The sequence below is a fragment of the Hymenobacter coalescens genome (genome assembly GCF_054783195.1).
On the sequence record NZ_BAAGRA010000017.1, the window covers coordinates 266,208 to 282,992 of the forward strand.

The following is a 16,785-nucleotide window of genomic DNA, read 5'->3' on the forward strand; positions in this document are numbered from 1 at the left end:
CCCGCACCCCGTTCATGCACCGGCCCGGCCCCATCATGGTGGGGCCGGGCCGGTGCATGAACGGGGTGCGGGTGCCAAGTGGGACAGGCACGCTTACCGATCCTGTCCGTCAGGCTTGTGCTGGGCGGCGAGCGAGTCGGCAGCCCCGGGGCTCGGCGGCAGGAGCCGGCACAGCTGCTCCCCCCCCGGCGCGCGTCGGGCTGTCGGGGGTAGCGCTGCTCCCCGTTGCGAAAAGCCGTCTCCAAGGCTGCGGTGGCGGGGCGGACGGGCAGAGCCATTGGCGCTGGGTTTAGCGAAGCGCTACCGGCGTGGCTCAACAGCCGTTGCCGCGTGACCTTCCAGGTCGAAGAGCGCGGCCAGCATTTCCACTAGCGGGCCAGTTTCGCCGCGCTGGCAGGCGGCCTTGAGCCGCAGCACGGGTTTTTTGAGCACCTTCTGCATCATGGCGCGCGTCAGTTCGTCTACGCGTTCCATTTCTTCCGCCGACATTTTCTTGCGGTGGCGGCGCACCTCTTCCTGCCGCAGCTGCTCCAGCGCGTTTTTGAGCTTCTGAATGGTGGGCGACACCAGCAGCTCGTCGCTCCAGCTTTGCAGATCAGCTAGGCACTCGTCAATGATGGCGCGCACCTGCGGCACAGCGGCCAAGCGGCGCGCCAGCGCGGCAGCGGTGCTGCGTTGCACCGCCTCGAGGGAGTACAGCATAATCCCCGGCACCTCTTCCACCGCGGGCGCAATGCTGCGCGGCATGGAGAGGTCAATGAGAAACTTGTAGTCGAGCACGGGCACCGAGGCCAGCAGCTCGCGGGTGATGAGGGGCTGTGAGCCGGCCACGGCGGAGATAACGACGTCGGCCTGCTCGATGCCGTGCGCCAGATCGGCCAGGTCCAGCACCCGAACCCCGCATTCCTGGGCCAGCACTTCCGCCCGGGCGCGGGTACGGTTGCACACGGCTACGTCGGCAAAGCGGTGGTGGGCGGCGAAGTACCGGCAGGTATCGGCCCCGATTTCTCCCAGCCCCACCAGCAGCACGCGCGGCGCGGGCAGGTGGCTGGTGAGCCGGTTGACCAGCTCCAGGGTGGCGTATGAGGTGGAGGCAGCCCCGTCGCGGAAGTTTGTTTCCTGCTCCACGCGCTTGTGAGCGAGGAAAATGGTGTGCAACAGCCGGTGCAGAAACGGCCCGGCGGTGGACTCATCGGCGGCCCACTGGTAGGCGCGCTTCACCTGGTTGCTGATCTGCTGGTCGCCGACGATTTGCGCCTCGAGGCCCATGGCCACCGCAAACAGGTGCTGCGCGGCGGCGCAGGCTTCCGCAATGCAGTTGAAATACGCGGTGTGACGCGGGTCGGCCGCGGCTCCGCAGATGCGGTGCAGCGCGGCGATGATGGCGGCGCTGCTCTCCTGCGGCGCGCTGTAGTACACTTCCGTGCGGTTACAGGTACTGAGCACCAACACGTCGGCCAGCTCCAGTTCATCGCGCAGCGTGCGCAGCAGGCGGCGGCAGGCCAGTTCGTCCAGGGCCAGCAGTTCCCGGAGGGCGAGCGGCGCGTGCAGGTGCGAGAGGCTGACGGCCTTGAATGGCGGGTGCATCGGAAATACGGGAACGAATGCAAGAAAAGCGGACGCTAAACCTAGGCACGGCCCTTGGGCCCGCCGCCGCTGCCCTCAATCAAGGGTGCGGCGACGGGCGTATGGCGAGCCGGCAGCCGCAGTTAGTGGCCGACGACGTCGTTGTGCATCGCGTCGATGATGGCGTACACTTCGGCTTTGTCTTTGTCGGATACGCGGTTGTCGTTCAGCGACTTCTCCAGCTGCTGGCGCCACACGCTGAACTCGTTGTGGGTAATGTTCATGCCGGTGTGTGCTGAAAGCATGCTCTTGCCTTTGTAAGTCAGGGGGCCGCCGGCCGCCTCGCCCAGCTGGTCCACGAAGTTGTTGCGCAGGCGTTGCAGGCGCGTCGGGTCCGTGGGGGCCTGCCCGTTTTTGCCATTCACGGCGTCGAGCAGTTCTTGGTGCGAGCGGAGCATGGCCGAATTCGGCGTCTGGGTTTCGGCGCCCACGTTGGCAATCAGGCCGTCCACGATCTTGGCGACGCCTTCGGTTTTGCCCAGGCGGTCATATAGCGTTGGTTCGGCCTGCTTTTTCCCGCAGGAATGCAGCATCAAGCTACCGGCCACCAGGCCAGTCAGGAGTAAGCGACTTTTCATACATAAAGAGAAAAAGGTGGAAAGCGGGGGAAATGGCGGCACAGACAATCAGATCGTCACGTAAAGACGGCGCAGGTTCAGCGCGAAGCGCAGGCGCTCCAGGGCCAGCACGTAACCCGGCGGCACCGGGCACTGGCGCACGGTGGGGTCGGGCGGCGGCACGGGCAGTGGGTGCAGGTTGCCCAGGGCACGGCTCAGCTGTTCGGCGCTGAGGCGGTCGGGGTTGTAGGCCACCGTCAGCAGCTGCTTGTCGGGGCGCACGGCGCAGGCCGTCACGCCCGGCAGCGCCGTGGCGCGGGCCTGCAGCTGCTGCGACGCGGGGCCCGGTTGCAGCCCGGGCGCGTTCAGGGTCACGAACTCAACGGGCGGGGCGTACTCGTGCAGGCTGGGCTCCTCCCAGCTTCCCCACGTCAGCAACGCTCCTAAGACCAAGGCAACGGCCAGCCACCTGCGCCGGCGGAATAATCGATTGGTACGCACGGGGCAGCGGTTAGTGCTGGGAGTGAATGGTGAAGTTGCGGGCGACGGTGAACCCGAAGTAGATGTCGCCGTCGAAGAAGTTGCCGTTGGTTTCCGGCACGAAGAACTTCTCGGTCATGCCCAACGAGTTGGTCAAGTGCAGCTGAAACACGTGGCCGCCGGTTTCCAGGTCCACGCCCACGCCCAAGGCGTTACGGAAGCTTCGCGCCGTACGGTCCGAGAGCAAGTAGTAGTAATCGGCCGTCAGGGCGGTGCGCTTGGTAATTTTCTGGCGCACCGCCCCGCCCAGGGCGTACACGTCGTTGTCGTCGGCCGAGGTGGTCACGAAGTTGCGGTGCACCAGGGTGGGCATGAGCTGCACCGAGAGGCCGGGGCTGAACTTGCGGGCAATCAGCGCTTGGTATGTGTACGTCACGCGCGAAGCCAAATCACGCTCCACCGGCGTGTTGAACTTGAGCGTGGTCAGCGCCGCCGTGGCCAGCAGCGACACAGTCACCGGCATCGAGCGGGGGCCGGCCGTTTGCCGCAGGGCACGGTATTTCACGAACCCATCGAAGGTTTTATCCTGCGAGCTACGGCCTATGCCCACGGCCAGCCGGTCGTTCAGCCCGTACTCGAAGCCCAGGCGCAGCACCGCTTGGTCCAGGCCGAAAAGGTTGTAGGCGCCGCTGTTGAGCGTGCCGAAGCGGTGCTGAATCAGGAAGCTCATGGCTCCCGCCGCCGGCATTTCCACCGACTGCGAGTTGATGATGCGGTTGCCTTTGAAGGTGGCCGTGACTACCTCCCGCTTGGTCGGGTCGGTGGTTTCCTTTTCCAGCTGCCCCAGCAGGTCGTCCTGGGCCTGGGCAGCCGGTGCCCCGCCCAGCAGCGCAGCACCCAGCAGGGCAAGAAAAGGCAGGGTAAGTCGAAGTGATTTCATAAACGCTCAGAAAGTCAGTTGGCAGTGGCAGAGCTGGCCGCCGATGAACCGCCGCCCGCAACGGCGTCGCAGCTCAGGTTCACGCGGATGCTCACCACCTTGGCAATGTTTTCCCGCACCAGCAGGGGAATGTCAATGTTGTAATCGGCCGGGGCAACGTTGAAAAAGGCGAAGGCCTGCAGCTGCCCGTTTTTGAGCTCCAAGCTGCCCGCCACCTGCACGTGCTTCTGCACGCCGTGCAGCGTCAGCGTACCTTCTACCTGCACCGGGTGACTGCCGGGAGCGGCCAACTGGGCGGCGCTGACGCCCGTGAAGCGCCCGGTAAACGTGGCTTTCGGAAACTTCCCCGACTCCATGTAATTCTCGTTGAAGTGCTCCTGCATGAGGCTGCGCTTGAACACGAACTCTTTCACCGGCACGGCAAAGGCAATTTGCCCCGCTCCGACGTCTACCACGGCTGCTACGGTCGTGTTGTGCGCCTCGATGTCCTCGATGATGCTGGTCGAAAAAAAGCTCACCCGGCCGGTTTTGGTCATGAACTTGCCCTGCGCGTAACCGGACTGCCCCACCAGCACCACCAGCACTGCAGCAAGCAACAAAGACAACAGCCTGATCATGAATAGGGGCTTGAGGAGAAGGCCGGGCCACCTGAGCCCGGCAAAAAAGGCCGCACCAGCCGCCGGCTAATTGTTAGGCTGCCCGGCGTCGATCCAGGATTTGATGCGCGCGATGTCGCAATCCGAGAGCTTGGCCCCGCTTTTGGGCATGGGGTTGTAGCCGCCTTGGTGCTGAATCGACCCCAGAATCAGCCGGGCCGATTGATTTTTGATGCCCTGGTACGTGCTGTAGTCGTTGCCACCGCCCAGCGTTTGGTAAACGTTGCTGCCGTGGCACGAGCGGCAATGCGCATCGAAAATGGGCGAAATGACGCCGGCGTAAGTGACCGGTGTGGGGTCGTTGCACGGCACTGGGTCGCCCCCGTTCGAATAGGAGCACGAACTCGTCAAGGCAAGCACCACCGATGCCGCGCCTATGATGGTGCGCACCGCAGTGAAGGGTAGAATTTTTTGCATTATATCGAAGTATGCCCGACGACTGTGAACTGTTATTGGGGCGTGTAAGCCCGTTGCCACGGCATCAGTGCGACAATGCTACGACCTCAGTTCCCAAATCGGGAAAAAACTCGCCCAATCACTCCAAACCCTCGTTGAACCTTAGGAGTTGCGCTGCCAGTGTCTAGTTACAATTTTTCTATATTATTCCAATAATCTATTAAAATGACTTACTAAATACGTCTAAATAACCCTGGTAATTCTTATTAAAACCTAAAAACACAAGCTACTGGTTGTTTATAAACATGTTGTGCCTTTGGCCAACTAGCGGTACGTCAGCCGCTCATCTTCCCAAAATAGGAAAGACTAGCTCATTTCGTGGCGTCCTGGTCAAGGTGTGGTAATTATTGGAGATAAGCCTTTCCGGAACGGGTGACTTGTCCAGCTCGTTTGCCGGTGCGTTTGATTTTGGTGCCGGCCTCTCGTTCCAGCATCAACACGGGGAAGGTGCAGTCAGATGGGACGAGGACCAAGGATTCATACCCAGCAGCTTCTATCACCAAGGCTTGACCTTGGTAGATAGGGCTGCTAAACTGAAAAGCTCCCTTGGCATCGGTTATGGCTATTGTTGTGGTGCCTTTGACCAGCAACGTGGCACCGATTAGTGGTTCACCGTCCGCGTTGACCACTTGGCCAGCGGCCGCGGCACAAGCTATGGCCGGCGGCGTACTGGCGGGTTCCTCCATACGTGTATCCGCCAAGGCCACCCGGGAGTTTCCAGTAGACTGGGCCAAAGCGGGGAATGTAACCCAAGCGAGGGCCAAGCTTCCAATTGCGCAAAAGTATTTCATAGTTTCTCTGATAAGTGAAAGCGGTCCAAATGGTCTTGGGGCAGTACGCTTGTGTGGTCCTGCAGTTGGTTCTTCGGGTACTTTTTTTCTCATTTTGGGAAAAACACGCTCCGTGACGGACCTATAGCGGCTGGAGCCGCTTGGGGAAAACACCCGAAGCCGTTCAAGCCAGCACTTAGATGCGTAGCTTTGCTGTATGCCCGATACCTCCCGCGACCTTATTCTGCGGCGGGTGCGCGAAGCCCTGCAGCAGCCCAGTCCGCATCAGCCCGCCGCGCCCGACTTCACGGCGCCCCTGTTTCCGGCCCCGGCCGACGACCTGACCATTGGTTTCGCCGAGAGCTTCGTGCGGGCCGGCGGCACGTTCTACTACTGCGCCTCGGAAGACCACTTTTTCGACCTGCTGTACGCCCACAAAAAGGAGCGCAACATCGAGCACCTCTTTGTGTGGGAGCCGGAGCTGAAGAAGCTATTGCACACGGCCGGCATCGTGCATACGGCCGACGAAACCGACTTTATTGCCCACGCCGACGCGGGCCTGACCACCTGCGAGGCCCTGGTGGCCCGCACCGGCTCGGTGCTGCTGAGCTCGGCCACGGCTAGCGGGCGGCGCCTGAGCATCTACCCCGATCAGCAGCTGGTCTTTGCCCGTGCCTCGCAGGTGGTGCCCGACATTGCTGATGCGCTGCGCCTGGTGGAGGCCAAAAGCGGCGGCCTGGACAAGCTGCCCTCCATGATTTCGCTGGCGACGGGCCCCAGCCGCACCGCCGACATCGAGAAAACCCTCGTGCTCGGCGCGCACGGCCCGCGCAGCATCACCCTGTTTTTGCTGGATGACCTCGCCTCTGCCTGAGCTGGCCCCGGTACCCGTGGCGCCCGGCCGCAAGGTGTACTTCGCCTCCGACTTTCACCTCGGTGCCCCCGACCTGGCCCGCTCGCGCGAGCGGGAACGACGCATCGTGCGCTGGCTCGACATGGCCGCGCAGGACGCGGCCGCCATTTACCTCGTCGGCGACATCTTCGATTTCTGGTTTGAGTACCGCCACGCCATTCCGCGCGGCTTTATCCGCCTGCAGGGCAAGCTGGCCGAGCTGACCGACGCCGGCCTGCCGGTGACCTTCTTCACCGGCAATCACGACATGTGGATGTTCGGCTACTTCACCCAGGAGCTGGGCATTCCGGTGCTGCGCCACCCCGTCAGCCTGACCATGGGCGCGCACCGCTTCCACCTGGGCCACGGCGACGGCCTCGGCCCGAAGGACTACACCTACAAGCTGCTCAAGCGCGTGTTTGCCTCGCCGGTGGCCCAGTGGCTGTTTGCGCGCATTCACCCCAACGTGGGCATCGGCATTGCCAACGCCTGGAGCCAACGCAGCCGCATCAGCAACACGGCCAAGGACGACATTTACCTCGGCGACGAGGAGTGGCTGCTGGTGTACTGCCGCGAGCTGGAGCAGCGTTTTCACCACGACTACTACGTGTTTGGGCACCGGCACCTGCCGCTCGACGTGCCGGTGGGCCCGCACAGCCGCTACGTCAACCTCGGTGAGTGGGTCAATTATTGCACGTACGGCGTCTACGATGGCCACGACCTGTCTTTACAGCGCTTTGAAAGCTAGCCGCCGGCTGCGGGCCGCCGCGGTGGCTCTGCTGCTGAGCGCCGCGCTACCCGCCGCTGCCCAAACGGTTACCACCCCGCCCACGGCCCCGGCCGAAGTGCGCCCGGCCGCCCAGCTGCCGGCCCCAGCGGCGGCCCCCGCCCCTACCCTGGCGCTGGTACGCACGGTGCGCCTCGCGCAGCCCGGCCCGGCGTCCCTGGACCGCCGCGGCAACCTCTACGTCACCGACGCGCAAAACAACCTGCGGCAGTTCGGGCCCGATGGGCAGCCGCTGGCCACGTATTCGCCGCCGCTGGTGGGCCACACCGGGCTGGTGGAGGCGTGGAACACCACCAAGATTCTCGTGTATTACGACGACCGGCAGGAGCTGCTGCTGCTCGACCGGTTTCTGGCGCCCATCGGAGCCACGCGCCTCAACGAGGTGGTGGACAACGGGCTGATCCGCACGGCCACGCTTGCGCCCGACGACAACCTCTGGCTGCTTAACGAAAGTAACCTGACGCTGCTGCAGTACAACTCAGCCCAGCGACGCGTGACGATGACCACGCCGCTGGATGTGCTGCTGGGCCGCACCAAGCCGGACTTCCGCTTTCTGCGCGAATACCAGAACAACCTCTACCTCGTCGACCGCACCTCCGGCGTGTGGGTATTCGACAACCTCGGCAACTTCCGCAAGCGCCTGCCGCTGCCCGGCCTCAGCTGGATCGGCTTCCGCGGCGACGAGCTTTACTACGTAAAGGACGGACTGCTACACTTCTACCACCTCTACGCCCTGCAGGAGCGCACGGTACTGCTGCCCGTGGCCGATGCCGCCCAGGTGCTCGTGGGCGAGCAGTATCTGTACGCGCTGACGGCAACCGGTATTGCCGTCTATCAGCTGCCGCGCTAGGATGGGTAGACAGTGGCTGCAAAGCAGCTGCCGGGTGAAAATGGAACGTCCTGCGGAACTTGCAGTCCATACCCTTGACCCGGCTAAAGATCCAGCCTAATTTTTTGAACGGGAAATATTTCCCGCCTCAGGCTTAGCAGAAACCCCATTCGGTTGTAGATTTTGCCCCGAATTAGTGCTTTTGTTACGTCCTGTATATGCCAGTGTTTACTGCGTTGCGTCGCGCCGTGCGACGTCATTTTGGGTTTTCGCGCGCCGAAACCAACGGGTTTGCCCTCCTGCTCATCCTACTGCTGGCCCTGCTGGCTGCGCCGCTGCTGCTTCGCCCCGCGCTGCCCGCCTACAACCCCGCCAACGACCGCCGAGAACTGGAACAGGTGGCAGCCGAGCTGGCCGCAGCCCGTCCGGCCAACCTTCCCCGCCGTACTTACACCCGGCCAGCCGGGGCCTACACCCGCGTGGCGCGCATCCCGCTCAGCCCCTTCGACCCCAACCGCGTGGACGAAACCGGCTGGCAGGCCCGCGGGCTGCCGCACTTTCTGGCGAAGCGCTTGGTAAAGTACCGCGACGCCATCGGCGGCTTTCGGGCCAAGGAGCAGCTGCGCAAGGCTTACGGCCTGCACGATTCCACGTACCAGCGCCTGGCGCCTTACTTGCAGCTGCCCGAGCACCTGCCGGCCGCTGAAAAGACTGCCTACGCCAGCCGCTACCCCGAGCGAGGCTCCTCAGCTGAAGGCGCGGCCACTCAGCCCGGCAACAGCCGTTTCCCGCGCAAGCCGCGCAACCTCCAGCCCTTCGATCTGAACGCCGCCGACACCACGCAATTGATGCAAATCCGCGGCTTCGGGCGCAAGCTCTCGATGCGGGTGGTGGAGTACCGCGAGCGACTCGGCGGCTTCGTGAGCGTGGCGCAAACGGCGGAAATCTACAGCCTGCGCGACGCGCCGGACCTCGTGGACAGCCTGCGCAAGTACACCTTCGTCGCGCCCGGCTACCAGCCAGCCCCGCTCAATGTAAACGACGGCGAGTTTGGTGTCATCAGCCAGCACCCTTATCTGGGCAAGCGCCTGGCGCGGGTGGTGCTAGCCTACCGCCAGCAACACGGCCCCTTCCGCCAGCCCGCCGACCTGCGCCAGATCCGCGTGCTCGACGAGGAAACCTACCAGAAGCTGCTGCCCTACCTGCGGTTTTAGCTACGCCAGTTGGAATGTAGCCTCCCGGCGCCGATCTGCGTAAGGCAGGCCTAGCACCCCTCTCTCACGAGGGGCGCCCGACCTGCTTTTCCTTTGCTGGCTATGCTTTTTGTACTCCGCGACAAACTCGTTCCGCTGCTGATTTTCATGCACTCCGTACTCTGCGGCTGCACCCGTGACGACAGCCGCGGCGATTTTGCCCGTGTCCGGCGCGACTACGCGGTGCAGACCATCGGGCGCCTGCACCAGGACGAGGTGGTGGAAAGCTCCGGGCTGGCCGTAGCCGATTCGTCCGGTAACCTCTGGACCCACGGCGACGGCGGCAACACCACCTGGCTGTACTTGGTCACGCCTCAGGGCGACCTGCTGCGCACCCACCCGGTACGCGGCGCCTACAACGTCGACTGGGAAGACTTGGCCCTGGACCGGTCGCGCGGGCAGCTGTACATCGGTGATTTCGGCAACAACACCAACAAGCGCCGCGACCTGCGTATCTACCGCCTCGCCGGCCCCCGGCTGCAGGAGCTGGACACGATTCGCTTCAATTACCCCGATCAGCGCCGCTTTCCGCCCAAGAAGGCCGCCCGCAACTTTGACTGCGAGGCGTTTTTCTACCACGCCGACAGCCTGTACCTCTTCACCAAAAACCGGGGCAAGGGCAACTGGGTAAAGGAGTACCACCTACCTGCTCGTTCGGGCAACTACACCGCCCGGCTAGCCGACAGCATCCGCATCAGCACCTGGATTACGGCGGCCGACATTAGCCCCGATGGCCGCACCGTGGCGCTGCTCGGCTACGGGCACGTGTACCTGATCGAGCGGCAGCCCGGCGCCCGGCTCTTCGACGGCGCGAAAAGCTGCCTGCCCATACCCGACGCCGGCCAGGCCGAAGCGCTGACGTTCATCAACAACCACGACTTCGTGTTCAGCAACGAAAAGGGCAAGCTGTTTCGCGCTACCTACCGCGGTGACATTGCCGGCCGCTAAGCCACGCGAACAATGTGGCCGGGCAAGCGGTACTTGAAACCCAACCACTTCACCCAACCCCCTATTCTGATGCCCGAGACAATCCTGGTTACCGGCGCCACCGGCACGGTAGGCTCCGCGCTGGTGCGCGACCTGAGCAACCGCGACGTAATCGTGCGCGCGGGCGTACACTCCATCATCAAAGGTGACCGGCTGCGGCACTTCAACCCCGAGGTGCAGCTGGTGGAAATGGACTTCGAGCGCCCCGCCACGCTGGACCTCGCGCTGACCGGCGTCGACCGGGCGTTTCTCATCACGCCCTTCACCGATACGCAGGTGCAGGCCAGCCAAGCCTTCATCGACGCGGCCCGCCGGGCAGGCGTCAAGCAGATCGTGCGGCTCTCGGTGCTCGGGGCCGAAGCCGAGCCGGGCATTCAACTCGGCCGCTGGCACCGCGCCACGGAGCGGTACCTGGAGCAGAGCGGGGTACCGTTCGTCATCCTGCGCCCGAACAGCTTCATGCAAAACCTCATCAATCACCAGGGCGCTTCAATCCGCGAGCAGAACGCCATTCACCAGCCCCACGGCACGGGCCGCGTCAGCTACATCGACGCCTTCGACATTGCCGCCGTCGCGGCCGCCATTCTCACCGAGGACGTGCCGCGCCACCACGGCCGGGCCTACCCGCTGACCGGCCCGGCGGCCGTTAGCGGCGACGACATTGCGGCGGCCATCAGCCAGGCCACGGGCCACCCGGTGCAGTACGTGGATGTGCCCGAAGCCGCGGCGCGGCAGGCCATGGCAGGGGCTCCCCAGTGGATGATTGACGGCATGATGGAGCTGAACGCCCTGATCCGCGCCGGCCACACGGCCGCCGTCACGCCGGAGGTGGAACGGCTCACCGGCCGGCCGCCGCGCACGATACTGGAGTTTGCGCGCGAGCATCAGCAGGAGTTCAAGCCGTCCTGACGGCGGGCTGAGCGCGCAACCGCTATCCATTAAGCACACAAAAAAGGGCCTCCAGCTTTGGCTGGAGGCCCTTTTAAAGGTTAAGACGGCTTAGTACCGGTCGTCATCGTCGCGGCCGCGGTTGCGGCGCCCCGACGAGCCGGAGCCGTAGTCGGAGTCTTCGTCCTGGCTGCGGTAGTTGCCGCGGTTCTGCTGGCCGTAGTTCTGGCTGCGGTCCTCCGAGCGCATGTCGCCACGCGAAGCCGAGCCCTGGCGGGAGTTGCGGTTCGACGAATCGTACTCGTCGTTGTAGGATCCGCCGCGCGAGCCGAAGCCCTGGTCGGAGTTGCCCATGTACCCGCCGCGGCCATCGTTGTAACCGCTGCGCGCGCCGTAGTTGCTGTTCTGCGAGCCGTACGACGAGCCCGAGCGGCCGGAGTCGTACCGGTCATCGTTGTAGCCGCCGCCGTAGCCGGCGCCCATCTGGCCGCCGCCCATGTTGCTGCGGCCCTGGCTGCCCTGGCCACCGCTGTAGCCACCGCCGTACGATTCGCCACCGCGGCCGGAGCCCTGGTTATCGTAGCCGCCGCGCGAGGAATACCGGTCCTGGTCTTCGCGCTGGTTGCGGGTGCTATACTGGCCGTAGTCGTCTTGCTCACGGCCGCCACCCATGCCGCCGCGGCCGCTCATGCCGCCTTGCTGGCCGCCGCCCATCGACGAGCGACCGTAGTCTTGGCTGTAGCCTTGGCCCTGGCCGTAGCGCGAGCCGTTGTCGTTGGAGCTGCGGAAGTCGTTGCCGCCTCCATAGCCGCCCTGCATACCGCGGCTGCCCATATCGCCCTGGTTGCCATGGTTGCGGCCGCTGTAGTCGCCGCCCTGCGAGCCGTAGCTGCCCTGCATGCCGCCGCCCATGTTGCTGCCGCCCTGCTGGCCGTAGCCGCGCTCCTGGTAGCCGTACGAATCGCGCTGACCGAACCGGCTGTCCATGTGGCCCTGGCGCTGTTCGCCGTAGTTGTGGCCGCCTTGCTGGCCGTAGTTGCCCTGCATGCCAGCACCGCGGCTCATGCCTTGCTGGCCGCCGTAGTTGCTTTGCTGGCCGTAGCTACCGCTGTAGCCGCCCTGCTGGTTGGAGCCGCCGTAGCCGCCGGTCTGGAATTCGTCGCGGCCGCCGTACTGGCCGTAGGAGTTGCCCTGGCCGCCGCGGTTGTAGCCGTCGTCGCCGTATTCGCCGCCGCGCGAGCGGGTATCGAAGTCGCGGTTCTGGTTGCCGTAGCCACCTTGCGTGCCGCCGCGGTTCTGCGAGCCGTACTCGCCGCGGCCGGCGCCGCTGTACATGTTTTCGTCCCGGTCGCGGTCTTGGTAGCTGCCCTCCATGGAGTTACCGAAGTTGCCGCCGTAATTGCCTTGCTGCCCCGACGAGCCTGAGTTGGCGCTCATGCCTTGGTCATTGCCTTGCGACTTGGACTTGCCCGACGACGAGCCGCTCTTGCTGCCCGAGGACGAAGCCTTGGTAGTACTGCCCGACTTCTTGGCCGAAGAAGAACTGCTGCCAGTGGCCGACTTGTTGCCGCCGCTTTTGCTGCTGGAGCTGCTGGTTTTGCCGGCATTGCTGCCCGACGAAGACGAGCCTTCGCCAATGCCGCCCTGGCCCACGCTCATTTCCGAGTTGGCCAGCGACTGGCTGGAAGTAGTCGAGCCTGACGAACGGTTGCTGTTGCCGCTGGTCAGGCCCGAGGAAGAAGAGCCGGGTTGGGTGCTGGAGGTACCTTGCATGCCGCCGGAAGAGGCGTTCATGCCCGAAGTGCTGGTGGTACCGGTACCACCTTGGGCACCCTGCGCCGAACCAGAAGCTTGATTCGAAGTCTGGTTCTTGGCGTCGTTCGGATTTTTGGTGTTGTCAGCCATCGTGTGAAAGGTGTAGTTGGTTGGGTGAGAACTGGAATGCGGTTAAACTATACGCCGCCATTTCCGGCGGAGTTGTCCAAGTCCAGACTTTTCCCCTCATCATCCAAGCCCGCGTTACAACGTTTCCTTCCTATTCCAACGCACGAAAGCCACTCCCGGCGGGAGTGGCTTTCGCGTTGAAAAACATACCGGTAGCTTTACTGCGCGGCGCCTTCCGCCGGCACTTTTTCCACGCGCACGCCCACGGCCATGATGCCGGGCAGCACGTCTTGGCGCATGTACTGCTCCAGCACCATGCGGTAGGTGCCGGCCTGCGGAAAGCGCTGCCCGCGCATGGCCAGAAACTGGTGGTCAAAGATGTCGCCGGTACCGTTGCCGCGCGGCTCCCCGGTCTTCGGGTCCATCAGAATCATCTGGTGCAGCTTGGGTGGCCCCACCGGGCCCTGCGGCCCCGTCAGCGTGGCCTTGATATAGAGGTTGTAGTACCCGTACATCGAGGCGTTGCGCACGTTCAGGTACACGTTGTACAACTGATTGGGGTCGGTTATCTGAAACTCAAACGCCGGCTTGTTCTGCACCGACCAGAGGTACGGTTCGCCGTTGGCTTTCAGGTCGATGTTGTCTTCGTACACCCGGTTCGGGTCGCAGGCCGCAAGGGCCACCAGCGCGACGAGCACCGCCGCCGCGCGGCGCAAAAAATGCCAGGGGCTCGGCATAGGCTAAGAGGCAGAGGGTGATGGGTTGGCGGAACCATTGGTGCTGCCGTCGAGGCCGCTGCCCCGGCGCCCGCCCCGGCGGGAACGGCCGCCCCGTTCGCCGCGGCTTTCGTCGCCGGGCTTGGCCGGGCCGGGGCCAGGCGTACCGCCTTCTCCGGGAGTGCCGGGGGCACTGCGGAAACGCGGGTCGAAGCGCGGCGCGGGACGCTCGGTGCGCGGCGCATCGGTGCTCACGCTGGCGCGGCCGCGGCGGTTGGCTGAGCGGCCACCGGCCTTACCCGGGCGCGCATCCGCGCCCTCGGCGGCGGGTCCAGCCTCCACGGGCGGCTTGGGCTTGGGCTCCAGGCGTGGCCGCGGAGCATCCTTGGGCAACGCGGCCGTGGGCTTGGGCTGCACGCCCGAAGCGGGCGCCACCGGGCCTTTTTCCTTCTTCTTCTTACGCTTGGTGCGCTTGCCCGCTTTAATCTTATCGTCGAGGCGGTCGAGCGAACCTTCCACGTGTTCCTGCACGCTGACCTCCACCACGGGCTCGGCGATGGGCGCCAGCAATGTGTCGGGCTTTTCGCCGGCTTTGTTCAGGGCCAGAATCTCCTTCACGCGCTCCGTGGGCAGCATCACCCAGTTGTTGTCGCCGCGGAAGGCAAACCACATGCGCTTCTTGAAGATGTCGGTTTTCTGCAGGAAGGCTTCGCCCTGCTGCGTCTGCAGCGGGCGCGACACCTGCGGAATGTCCTTGAGCGCGTCGAGGTAGGTTTCCAGCTCGTAGTTCAGGCAGCACTTCAGGCGGCCGCACTGTCCCGAGAGCTTGGCCGGGTTCAGGCTCAGGTTCTGGTAGCGGGCGGCGGTGGTGCTCACGCTCTTGAACTCCGTCAGCCAGGTGGAGCAGCATAACTCGCGCCCGCAGGCCCCGATACCGCCCAGGCGGCCGGCCTCGTGGCGCAGGGAAATCTGCCGCATCTCCACGCGCACCCGGAACTCCTCGGCCAGGCGCTTGATCAGGTCGCGGAAATCCACGCGGTCCTCGGCCGAATAAAAGAAGGTCGCGCGGGTCCGATCGGCCTGGTACTCCACGTCCGAGAGCTTCATTTTAAGGCGCAAGTCATCCACTACCGAGCGGGCCCGGAACATGGTGTTCAGTTCCAGCTCCCGGGCGGCTTCGTAGCGCTCCACGTCCTGCTCGGTGGCCACGCGCAGAATGCCGCGGATGTCCTTGGAATCCTGCGGCACCTTCTTCTTTTTCATCTGCAGGCGCACCAACTCGCCTTTCAGCGAGATGTAGCCCAGGTGCCAGCCGTTGCCGGCGGCCTCCACCACCACCGCGTCGCCGGTGATGAGCGTGAGGCCTTTGTCGTTACGGTAAAACTCTTTACGGCCGCCTTTGAAGCGGATTTCAACGAGGTCAAATTCTTTAAAGCCGGCCGGCAGGTCGATGTCCTGCAGCCAGTCGAAAACATTCAGGCGCGTGCAGCCGCCGGATGAGCAGCCCCCTTTGGAGCCGCAACCAGAAGTAGCGCAACCGCCGCCGCTGGAACATGAAGTGCAAGCCACAGTGAAGATCTATTATCAAGCAAGCTGCCAACCGGCGGCTCGCGAACAACATTAGGGTTTCAAACAAAGATACGCATTTCGGTAGGGGGCTGCCGTAGTCCCCCGTACCCCGAATCGTCGTCCCAGTTTGGGAGTTAACGATGCTCCGCAAATGGCCCTAAACGCGGCTCGAACCGCAGAGTTCCCAATACTGGATTATAACAGTACTTCCCATCCGGCTGACCCGCGGATAATCGGCGTTCGAAGCGCACATCCCATGCAATGCACAATATCTGCATAGTTATATAATGCAGTGGGTCTAACCTGGGACATGGGGGGCAGGTATTGTATCAAAAAAATCTATACAACTCGTGTAAATACACAGGTTACAGACCCCGGTAATAAGGAATGCGGGCATGTACAGCCGCGCGCAATACGGTCAAAAAATAATGAAGTTTCGGTTAATTTTCTTTGATATTTTCAAAAATACGTTCTACCTTTTGCGCAATGTTCAACCAAAACCCCAACCAAACCACCGTATGAAGTCCAATAAAGTACTCTCGACCCTCGCCGTGTGCGCCTTCTCGGCTCTGACGCTGGCCAGCTGCTCCAAAAAGGAAAATGTACAAGCAAAAGACACCGTTTCGGAAGAGACATTGTCGCAAATCCACGCCTTGGGCTTCACATCAGAGGGTGCCAAGAAAGTGGATAATGGCTACCTCGTAGAAGGGGACATTTTTCTATCGGACGCTGACCTGAAGAGCGCTCCGGAGCGCCAGTTCCTGCGCGTGGGTGACAACGAGCAGTACCGCACCAACAACCTGGTGAGTGTCGGCTCGACGGCCCGCACCATCACCATCGCCGTTTCGAGCACCCTGCCCTCGGCCTACGTTACGGCTACCGACGAGCTGATTCGCCGCTACAACGCCGAAAACCTGCGTCTGCGCTTCACCCGCGTAAGCTCGGGTGCCAACATCACGCTGACCAAGGCCCCCAGTGGCGCTGGCTACCTGGCTTCGGCCGGCTTCCCGACCTCGACCGGCAACCCGCACAACCTGATCCAGGTGAACTCGACCTACCTCGGCTCGAACCCGGGCACCAACTACCTGGCCACCATCCTGGCGCACGAAGTGGGCCACTGCATCGGCTTCCGCCACACCGACTACGCCAACCGCGCTTATAGCTGCGGTGGTGCCTACACCAACGAAGGCGCCAGCACGGTAGGGGCAGTGCACATCCCCGGCACGCCGACCGCTTACAACGGCGACGCTACTTCGTGGATGCTGGCCTGCATCGGCACGGGTGCTAACCGTCCGTTCAACACGAACGACCGCACTGCGCTGAACTACCTCTACTAAGCCACTACGCTTAGTCGGAGCATTCATACTACAAGGTCCGGCTCGGCAAGGAGCCGGACCTTGTTTTTTACCCAGTTGAGGCCGCCAGCATCCCACCCGCATTGCCCAGCACTGCTGCAGTGCCTTTTGTTTCCCTCCCACCACCTTCCAACCACTGT

General features: G+C 63.5%; 17 protein-coding genes. 7 read left to right on the top strand and 10 right to left on the bottom strand.

All coding sequences use genetic code 11. The features are described 5' to 3' along the window. Window positions 1-300 precede the first annotated feature (300 nt). The 7 genes from hemA to ACYVKQ_RS15735 form a co-directional block, all read right to left on the bottom strand. Complete coding sequence (gene hemA / locus ACYVKQ_RS15705; RefSeq protein ID WP_460676306.1) at window positions 301-1,587, bottom strand: glutamyl-tRNA reductase; 1,287 nt, start codon at window positions 1,585-1,587, stop codon at window positions 301-303. Window positions 1,588-1,709: 122 nt separating this feature from the next. Beyond that, on the bottom strand, window positions 1,710-2,204 hold the full coding sequence (locus tag ACYVKQ_RS15710; protein ID WP_460676307.1) for a group I truncated hemoglobin: 495 nt from the start codon (window positions 2,202-2,204) through the stop codon (window positions 1,710-1,712). A gap of 48 nt (window positions 2,205-2,252) precedes the next feature. After that, a complete protein-coding gene (locus tag ACYVKQ_RS15715) occupies window positions 2,253-2,684 on the bottom strand; it encodes a hypothetical protein (RefSeq protein WP_460676308.1) in 432 nt (143 codons plus the stop codon). A gap of 10 nt (window positions 2,685-2,694) precedes the next feature. Next, the gene (locus ACYVKQ_RS15720) at window positions 2,695-3,603 is read right to left on the bottom strand and encodes a DUF5777 family beta-barrel protein (RefSeq protein WP_460676309.1); all 909 of its coding nucleotides are present in this window, start codon (window positions 3,601-3,603) and stop codon (window positions 2,695-2,697) included. A 14-nt stretch (window positions 3,604-3,617) separates the two neighbouring features. Beyond that, complete coding sequence (locus ACYVKQ_RS15725) at window positions 3,618-4,202, bottom strand: YceI family protein (protein WP_460676310.1); 585 nt, start codon at window positions 4,200-4,202, stop codon at window positions 3,618-3,620. An 84-nt stretch (window positions 4,203-4,286) separates the two neighbouring features. Then, a complete protein-coding gene (locus tag ACYVKQ_RS15730) occupies window positions 4,287-4,676 on the bottom strand; it encodes a c-type cytochrome (protein WP_460676311.1) in 390 nt (129 codons plus the stop codon). A 383-nt stretch (window positions 4,677-5,059) separates the two neighbouring features. Next, a complete protein-coding gene (locus tag ACYVKQ_RS15735) occupies window positions 5,060-5,401 on the bottom strand; it encodes a carboxypeptidase-like regulatory domain-containing protein (protein WP_460676312.1) in 342 nt (113 codons plus the stop codon). Window positions 5,402-5,702: 301 nt separating this feature from the next. Here ACYVKQ_RS15735 and ACYVKQ_RS15740 point away from each other — a divergent pair, with 301 nt between their 5' ends. From ACYVKQ_RS15740 to ACYVKQ_RS15765, 6 genes are all read left to right on the top strand, one after another. Next, window positions 5,703-6,359, top strand: coding sequence for a LutC/YkgG family protein (locus tag ACYVKQ_RS15740; protein WP_460676313.1), 657 nt, complete (start codon window positions 5,703-5,705; stop codon window positions 6,357-6,359). Further along, window positions 6,340-7,125: a UDP-2,3-diacylglucosamine diphosphatase gene (locus ACYVKQ_RS15745; protein WP_460676314.1), complete on the top strand. Its 786-nt coding sequence runs from the start codon at window positions 6,340-6,342 to the stop codon at window positions 7,123-7,125. The genes ACYVKQ_RS15740 and ACYVKQ_RS15745 overlap by 20 nt, the downstream gene beginning before the upstream one ends. Continuing rightward, a complete protein-coding gene (locus ACYVKQ_RS15750) occupies window positions 7,115-8,014 on the top strand; it encodes a hypothetical protein (protein WP_460676315.1) in 900 nt (299 codons plus the stop codon). Before ACYVKQ_RS15745 ends, ACYVKQ_RS15750 begins: the two co-directional genes overlap by 11 nt. Before the next feature lie 227 nt (window positions 8,015-8,241). Next, a complete protein-coding gene (locus ACYVKQ_RS15755) occupies window positions 8,242-9,207 on the top strand; it encodes a ComEA family DNA-binding protein (RefSeq protein ID WP_460676316.1) in 966 nt (321 codons plus the stop codon). 102 nt (window positions 9,208-9,309) lie between these two features. Further along, window positions 9,310-10,194, top strand: a complete 885-nt coding sequence (locus ACYVKQ_RS15760) for a hypothetical protein (protein ID WP_460676317.1) — start codon at window positions 9,310-9,312, stop codon at window positions 10,192-10,194. 69 nt (window positions 10,195-10,263) lie between these two features. Then, complete coding sequence (locus ACYVKQ_RS15765; RefSeq protein ID WP_460676318.1) at window positions 10,264-11,142, top strand: SDR family oxidoreductase; 879 nt, start codon at window positions 10,264-10,266, stop codon at window positions 11,140-11,142. Between the two features lie 90 nt (window positions 11,143-11,232). On the opposite strand, the gene ACYVKQ_RS15770 is transcribed toward ACYVKQ_RS15765, so the two are convergent. From ACYVKQ_RS15770 to ACYVKQ_RS15780, 3 genes are all read right to left on the bottom strand, one after another. Next, window positions 11,233-13,026, bottom strand: coding sequence for a hypothetical protein (locus ACYVKQ_RS15770; protein WP_460676319.1), 1,794 nt, complete (start codon window positions 13,024-13,026; stop codon window positions 11,233-11,235). A 197-nt stretch (window positions 13,027-13,223) separates the two neighbouring features. Next, a complete protein-coding gene (locus tag ACYVKQ_RS15775; RefSeq protein ID WP_460676320.1) occupies window positions 13,224-13,742 on the bottom strand; it encodes a gliding motility lipoprotein GldH in 519 nt (172 codons plus the stop codon). A gap of 3 nt (window positions 13,743-13,745) precedes the next feature. Beyond that, the gene (locus tag ACYVKQ_RS15780; RefSeq protein WP_460676321.1) at window positions 13,746-15,290 is read right to left on the bottom strand and encodes a PSP1 domain-containing protein; all 1,545 of its coding nucleotides are present in this window, start codon (window positions 15,288-15,290) and stop codon (window positions 13,746-13,748) included. Window positions 15,291-15,808: 518 nt separating this feature from the next. Between ACYVKQ_RS15780 and ACYVKQ_RS15785 the strand changes: the two genes are divergently transcribed. Next, the gene (locus ACYVKQ_RS15785) at window positions 15,809-16,627 is read left to right on the top strand and encodes a M57 family metalloprotease (protein WP_460676322.1); all 819 of its coding nucleotides are present in this window, start codon (window positions 15,809-15,811) and stop codon (window positions 16,625-16,627) included. The last annotated feature ends 158 nt before the right edge of the window (window positions 16,628-16,785 follow it).